Consider the following 6,593-nt stretch of genomic DNA (forward strand, 5'->3'; position numbering starts at 1 on the left):
TAGCGGGCGCGGCGGCAGTCGCCGCTTGAGGCGGCCGTTGACCGTTATGCGCGCGCCTATCAGTCGATCGACCAGCACCGGCGCGAGGGTCTGCCGGTCCTCGACATGCAGCGGCAGGAAATCCGAGTGGCCGGGCAGCAACTCGACCAGGTGCAGGACGGCATGAACGATTTGATGCGCTCGACCTTGCAAAACGATCCGGCGACGGCGCGCGCCATGACCGAGCTTTCCGGCCGGGAGCGTGTCGGCCAGGTCATTGAAGGCATGAAGCGCGAAAATGCCGCCCTGCAAGACCCGAATGTCAGGGCCGAGCGGTTCGTGAACCGCTGGCAGGAGCTACAGGGCCAGCGTCAGGAACTTCGCGGTTGGCAGCACGACGAGGCGCGCGGCAAGGTCGAAAGCCAGATGAGCGGGCTTGCCAAGAGCCTTGAGCGCGATCCGCAGGCGGAATCCATCGTACGCGGTCGCAGCAAGGAGCTTGGTATCAGACATGAGCTGCGCCACGAGCAGAGCATTTCCCGCGCCCTTCAGGATGAAATGTCACGCGGCCAGCGCCTCAGCCGGGGCATTGGCATGGAAATGTAGGCAGGAGAGAGCATGACGGAAATGGACGACGACAGGGACGAATTTGGGCCGCAGGATGCCGGCGACCCGGCCGCCGCCTTCGACGCGCTACGGGAAACGGTCGAAAATCTCGCCGCCGACCTCAAGCGGGAAATGACCACTATCCGCAAGGGCGTCGAAGCGGCCTTTGAGGAATTTGACCGGCAGGGGCCGGCGCAGGACTACAAGCCGGAATTGGCGCAGATCGTGCAGCAGCTCGCCCACGTTGGAGAGCGGGTGCATGGCGTCGAGCAGTCGCCCATTCTCCGGCAGGGCGCGCAGCACTATGCGGCCGTGCTCGAGCGCAGCGGCGAGGGCCTGGTGAGGACCGCCGTGCAGCAGCTCGAGCGCCAGGCGTCCGACCTCGAGCGCATCAGCAGCGTGCTTGCCTCCCATAACAAGAGCGCCTTTCATCGGAAGGATCAGGATTTCCGCATGTGGATGGCGGGCGGGATCGGCATCATAGCCGGGGCGTTCCTGCTGGCGTTCTTGCCGCGCTTTTTGCCTTTCTCGGCAGACAGCCATGTTGCAAGCCTTGTCATGGGTAACGACCGCATCAACGCGGCATATGCCATGATCAACTCTGTGGATCCTATCGGCGTCAAAAAGATGCAATGGGGGGCCGGGTTCTATGAGGCCAGCGGCGGGGAGATTTCCGCGTGCTTGGAGAAGGCCAGGCAGACGGCCAAGGATCAGAAGTGCAACATTACTGTGCCCGCGCCGAAGGAGGGCCTTTGAGATTTCGCATGCGCGTTTCGCGCCAGCTCGGACAACCCGTTCTTTTTGATAGTAAAATACGTATTACGTAGCATCCTGAGTCTCCGAAGTGAAGGCAAGGTGGAACGGCTTGTGTTTAGGAGGTAGTTCGGCTTTTGTTGGATCCAGTGAGACCGCTGTCCTTGCCGTTGGGATGCCGTCCTCGGTTTGGTGCACGCCGATGAGCAACGCGGTGCCCGCTTTCGCCAAGTCAGACAGGAAGGACCAAATGATGGGGTGCAGCGGTCGATCGAGCGAGGCGAAGGCTCATCGAGTAGAAGTATCCGCGGTCGCCGCAAGGCGGCGAGCGCGATGTTGAGACGTTGCTTCTCTCCACCGGACCAGGTCACGGCAGGCAGGTCCCATATATGTGGCGGCAGCGCCAACTGCTCAAAGAGCCCTTCTATTTCGGTGAGGCAAGTGCCGGGCGCGGCCGTCTCTCGGGCAAGGTCGCGTCCGGACTTGCCCGGAATAGCTGTCAGAAACTGCGTGCAATAGCCAATGGTTGAACGCCTGATCGAGATCAGTTCCACCACGGAAAGGGTGAGAAGATCGCGCCGCCACCCGCCGGTATCCAGGATCGCCGTGCCCGCGCTCGCCACGCGCGTACCGTAGATAAGGTCCAGCAGCGTCGATTTTCCCGAGCCCGAGCCGCCGACGACCAGTCCCACCTCGCCCGCCGTCAGCGTGAAGGTCGCCGGGCCGATTGTCCGGTCGCCATAACGTTTCGCAAGGCCTTCAACACACAGAATCGTCATTCGAATACTCAAATCATCGACGCGACGAGATCGCGACTTGCTGGATGGCAGGGATCGGTAACCAATCGGTCCGGCGGCGCTTCCTCGACGATCCGCCCCTCGTGCAGAACGATGACGCGGTGCGCGAGGAGTCGGGCTATGCGCAAGTCGTGGGTCACGAGCAGCATCGCCACGCCCGTCCGGCGCTGGAGTTCGGACAAGAGCCTCAGGAGCCGCGCCTGGGCGGACGTGTCGAGGCCCGTCGTCGGTTCGTCTAGGAACAGGATGTCCGGCTCGTGCACGAGCGCGCGAGCGATTTGCAGCCGCTGCTGCATGCCGCCTGAAAACACACCCGGCAGGTCACGCATCCGCGCTTCATCAAGGTCCAGTGCCGCAAACCAGTGCCGTGCTGCCTCCAAGGCCCGGCCGAAGTGGCGTTCGCCATTGTCGAAGAGCGTCTGGGCGATGTTGGCGGCGGCGCTCGCGGCCAGGTCGAGCGTCTCGCGGGCGTCCTGTGCGACGAAGCCGAACCGCCGCCGGCGGAGTGGGACGAGGGCCTGTTCGGGCAGATCGTAGAGAGACAGCGACGCCCTGTCATCGACCGAGAGCAGGACCCGACCCTTCGTCGGAGGCAGGCATCCGGCGGCCGTGCGCAGCAGCGTCGACTTTCCCGCGCCGGATTTTCCAACGAGACAAAGAACCTCGCCTGGATAGAGCGAAAGCGAAGCACCTCGCACGATGCGCCCGCCAAAGGAGATACCATCAAGCGTCAGGAGGGGCTGCGGCAGATCAGGCACTGGCGGCTTCCTCCATGCGCTCGGCACAGCATTCCGTGTCCGAACAGACCCATTCGCTCGTTCCGTCGTCCTTGAGGAGAAGGTGGTCGAGATGGCTCGTGGTACAGCCGCATATCACGCAGCGCCGTCCGTCCGAGGGATAGCCGGGGTCAAAGGGAACGTCCTCGAAGGCGATGCTTTCCACGCGCGTATAGGGCGGCAGGGCATAGAGCCGGCGTTCGCGCGCCGCGCCGAATATCTGGATGGCCGGCGAATTGTCGAGGCGGGCATTGTCGCGCTTGGGGATAGGAGAAGGCGACATCAGATAGCGGCCTACCACCATGGCAGGATAGTCGTAGCCAGGCTGGGCGATACTGCCGCTTCCCGTCCTCTCCTCGAAGAGTCGCGTATAGACCCGGCCGTAATCAGCGGCAGCGTGCATGCGCGCCGCCTCTCCGGCTGAACTGACGAAGGCTCGCAGCGGGTCCGGCCGCGGCACCTGGTAAACGACGACCTGTCCTTCCGCGAGCATCGCCTCGGGCACGCGCTGGCGGACCTGGATCAGCGTCGCCTCGCGGGTCAGGGTCGTGGTGGCAACGAAGGCGGTGCGCGTGAAGAAGGCGCGGATATTGACGGCATTCACGGTCTCGTCGGAGCCGTGGTCGGTCACCTTCAGGCGGTCATCCTCACCGATGAGGCTTGCCGTCACGACCATGCCGCCAACGCCCCAGCCATAGGCGATCGGCATTTCCGGCGCAATGAAGGGCACCTGGTAACCGGGAACGGCCAGTGCTTTCAGAATGGTGCGACGGACGGAGCGTTTGCTGTCTTCATCGAGGTAGGCGAAGGTCTCAGTCATCGCCGGCAAGCCTCCGGATCGTTTCGAGATCGGCCTGGAAATCGGAGTAATGCGGCAGCTTGAGATGCGAGACGTAGCCGCTCGCCTCGACCCCGTCGCCATGCCCCAGCACTAAGTCCGGATCGAGCCCGGATTTCAGAGCCTGATCGACCGTCGCCATCGCCACCGCCTTGCGCTCGTTTGCGCCGAAGGCAACGCCGAAGCCCGCAGACAGATGCGATTGCCGCCCGTCGAGTACCGGGGCCACCATGCGGCAGGCCGTCACCTCGATATCGCCGACGGAGACGGTGAGACCGATATCCTCCAGTTCGACGAAAACCTCGACCTCCCCGGCGGAAAGCTCCTCGACATAGGGATGGGATGCGCCGGCGGTGCGAAGGCGCGTATAGGCAATGCCCGTCAGGAAGCCTTCTTCGCCGCGCACCAGATGGCCGAGCGTTTCGGATGCGCCGTAGGGAGGGCGCAGCGGCACCCGCGTGATGTCGACCGGCGCTTCCTCCGGCTCCCGGCCCTCCCCGGCAAGGCGATCGCAGCATCGGGATGAGGGAGGCGCGCATGAAGTGCTCACAGCCTCCTCGGGAAGTGGAGAAGAAGCTGCCTCTTCCATGAGAGAGAAATCGAGCAGCCGGTGGGTATAGTCGTAGGTTGCGCCGAGGATCTGGCCGCCCGGCAATTCCTTTACGGTGGCGGAAATATGCCGGTCGTGACGGATGGCGGAAAAATCGATGGGCGCGCTATGGCCCATGCGCCGCAAGGTCGCACGATGGGCGCGCAGCAGAAACGTCGCCTCCGCTACGTCGCCCTGCGCCTGTTTCAGCGCCAGGGCGGCAAGGTCCCGGTCGTAGAGCGCGCCTTCGGTCATCACCCTGTCCACCGCACCCCGCATCTGCTCACTTATCTGGGCGACCGTGAGTTCCGGCACGATGGAATCTCCCCGACGCTGCGCGCCAATACGTCGAGGCTTGCGGCGATGGCAGCCTCGCCGCCCTTAACGGGAACGTACATCGGATATCTCCAGCCTCACGCTGCGGGGAAGGCAGGCGCAGCGATCTCCCGCCGTTAGGATGAGGTCGATGCCGAGCGGATAGGCAGCGTTGTTGCACGTCCATTGCGCAAGAAACGCCGCCGGCAGGCCAAGGGGGGCGAAGGTGCGGGCCCCGGGTCCGATTCCCGGCCCCGAAAGGTTGAGCGCCGCGCCACCCGAAAGGCCCGTGACCTCCGCAATGACGGTGGCGGAAAGATGCGGGTCGGCCGGGGTCCCCTTCGGAAAGACATCGATCCGATCCAGCATCTCGCCACGACAGAGCGCAAAGGTGCAGGAGGCTCGATCCGCCATCGGCCACCGTGCCGCGACGGCGCGATCCCGGATATCCGCGAAGCTTTCGTCGATCCAGAGCGGTGTCGTGGTGTCGGCCAACGTTGACAGGACGACCGCGTGCGCCGCCTGGCCTTCAGCAAGGACGACGACTTTGCCGGGGTAGGAAAAGGCTTCCAGAAGCCGGCGGAATGCGCGCTGGTCCTCGTGGATGCGGTCCGCGCCTCGCTGGTCTATCTCGATTTTCACGGTGCACTTCCTTGTCTCGCCGCGGTGAAGAAATGCGCCGTCGTCTTCTGCGCCTCCTCGGCCTTGCGGCATCGCCGCGCATGATGGCGTCTTCGGCCGGCTGCAGCAGTTCCGATGCGAGCAAGGCGCGGGACTGCGGATCTTGCAGCAGCGCGTCGAAGAAGGCGGCAAGCTCCGCCCGCTCCGGATCGCGGCCAAGCACCACGGCATAACCGCGCCGACCATCGATCTCCACGACACAGCGCGTCATGGTCGCCTCGCCGAGATGGAAGGGCGTTCCCGTTACGGGTGCTTTCGCACGCAACTGGAGAAGGCCGACCTCGGGTCCGACAAGCCGGCGCGCCAAGTGGCGCTGCCGGCTGCCGTCGAAGGCCGATCTCAGGAGATCGATGGGCGCGCGGGCAAGCACACCCATCCATTCACGACGCCCGCCCTCGGTGGAACAGTGCTCAGGCACGGCTGACCTTGGCGTCATAGACATCCTCGGGAGAGAGTGGCACCAGACGATCACCCATTTCGCGCTTCAACGCGGCAAGCTGTATCTCGTCTTCGGCTGTCCTGTCCTCCTTGCGAGCCAGCGTGATAAACTCGGGGCGGACATGGCCGGGACGGATCGTCACCTCAACGACGGTACCCCGATAGGTGAAGCGGAAGTAGTATTTGCCCTTGGGGCTTTCCTCGATGCCATCCCAACCGAGCGACCGGTCAACCGTGTAGCGGTCGTCCGTCAGGGCGCGCGTGACGAATTCGATGGCGTCGCGGCCGCCGGGGCCGGGAAACGCCGTATCGATGCGCACCTCGCGGCGCTCGATCGGCCGACCCTCGTCGAGCAGCGGAAAGGCGCGTTGCATCACTTTCAGGCCATGCGCCACGCCGCCCGGAAAGGTGGTGCCGTGATAGTTCAGTAGTTCGGCAAAGCTGACGGTGAAGGTTTCGCCGTTTTCGAGATAGGTGATCGTGTCCAAGATTGGCTCCTGTCTTGCGGTTATCATGGAAGGGCCGCCGCCCCGAAGATCGGGGAAACGACATCGGGCCGGCCGAGGCCGGGGGTATGGCGGGCAAACGGCACGCCATAGAGACGGGCGAGTTCCCCGTCCGTCATCATCGCGGAGGCTTGGCCATAACGGACCTCGTCTCCGGCATGCATCATCAGCGCCCGGTCCGCGAGGAACAGGCCGTGCTGCGGATGGTGGGTCGTAAAGACGATCGTATGGCCGCGCGCCTGCCGCAGGCGCATGAGGACGCCGAGCAGAAGGTCCTGATTGGCAAGGTCGAGCGAGGCGGCCGGCTCGTCGAGC

The 6,593-nt window shown here is 64.3% G+C and carries 9 protein-coding genes and 1 pseudogene; 2 read left to right on the forward strand and 8 right to left on the reverse strand.

The genetic code is table 11. The annotated features are described in order from the left end of the window. The first annotated feature begins 126 nt into the window (after positions 1-126). Positions 127-585 (forward strand): TraA, encoded by a 459-nt coding sequence (locus tag JCM21793_RS22180; RefSeq protein WP_244439969.1) that lies wholly within the window; start codon positions 127-129, stop codon positions 583-585. A 12-nt stretch (positions 586-597) separates the two neighbouring features. Continuing rightward, positions 598-1,341 (forward strand): DUF6118 family protein, encoded by a 744-nt coding sequence (locus JCM21793_RS22185; RefSeq protein WP_023512663.1) that lies wholly within the window; start codon positions 598-600, stop codon positions 1,339-1,341. Here JCM21793_RS22185 and JCM21793_RS28980 read toward each other — a convergent pair. The 8 genes and pseudogenes from JCM21793_RS28980 to JCM21793_RS29585 all read right to left on the reverse strand — a co-directional run. Then, a complete protein-coding gene (locus JCM21793_RS28980) occupies positions 1,296-2,117 on the reverse strand; it encodes an ATP-binding cassette domain-containing protein (protein WP_081784803.1) in 822 nt (273 codons plus the stop codon). The two genes, JCM21793_RS22185 and JCM21793_RS28980, sit on opposite strands and share 46 nt — an antisense overlap. Before the next feature lie 8 nt (positions 2,118-2,125). Next, entirely contained in the window at positions 2,126-2,893 is a 768-nt protein-coding gene (locus JCM21793_RS22190) for an ATP-binding cassette domain-containing protein (protein ID WP_036541488.1), read from the reverse strand. Next, positions 2,886-3,731: an alpha-D-ribose 1-methylphosphonate 5-phosphate C-P-lyase PhnJ gene (locus tag JCM21793_RS22195; protein ID WP_036541494.1), complete on the reverse strand. Its 846-nt coding sequence runs from the start codon at positions 3,729-3,731 to the stop codon at positions 2,886-2,888. Before JCM21793_RS22195 ends, JCM21793_RS22190 begins: the two co-directional genes overlap by 8 nt. Next, a complete protein-coding gene (locus JCM21793_RS27805) occupies positions 3,724-4,653 on the reverse strand; it encodes a carbon-phosphorus lyase complex subunit PhnI (RefSeq protein WP_441909601.1) in 930 nt (309 codons plus the stop codon). Before JCM21793_RS27805 ends, JCM21793_RS22195 begins: the two co-directional genes overlap by 8 nt. 66 nt (positions 4,654-4,719) lie before the next feature. Next, a complete protein-coding gene (gene phnH / locus JCM21793_RS22205; RefSeq protein WP_157898282.1) occupies positions 4,720-5,295 on the reverse strand; it encodes a phosphonate C-P lyase system protein PhnH in 576 nt (191 codons plus the stop codon). After that, positions 5,183-5,776 (reverse strand): phosphonate C-P lyase system protein PhnG, encoded by a 594-nt coding sequence (gene phnG / locus JCM21793_RS28985; protein ID WP_081784804.1) that lies wholly within the window; start codon positions 5,774-5,776, stop codon positions 5,183-5,185. Before phnG ends, phnH begins: the two co-directional genes overlap by 113 nt. Continuing rightward, positions 5,745-6,260 carry a hypothetical protein gene (locus tag JCM21793_RS22215; RefSeq protein WP_106313149.1) on the reverse strand — a complete coding sequence of 172 codons (516 nt, stop codon included), beginning with the start codon at positions 6,258-6,260 and terminating at the stop codon, positions 5,745-5,747. Before JCM21793_RS22215 ends, phnG begins: the two co-directional genes overlap by 32 nt. A 23-nt stretch (positions 6,261-6,283) precedes the next feature. After that, positions 6,284-6,593, reverse strand: a pseudogene (locus JCM21793_RS29585) (ABC transporter ATP-binding protein); the annotation flags it as partial.

This window comes from Nitratireductor aquibiodomus NL21 = JCM 21793 (assembly GCF_000615975.1).
Taxonomy (GTDB): Bacteria; Pseudomonadota; Alphaproteobacteria; order Rhizobiales; family Rhizobiaceae; genus Nitratireductor; species Nitratireductor aquibiodomus.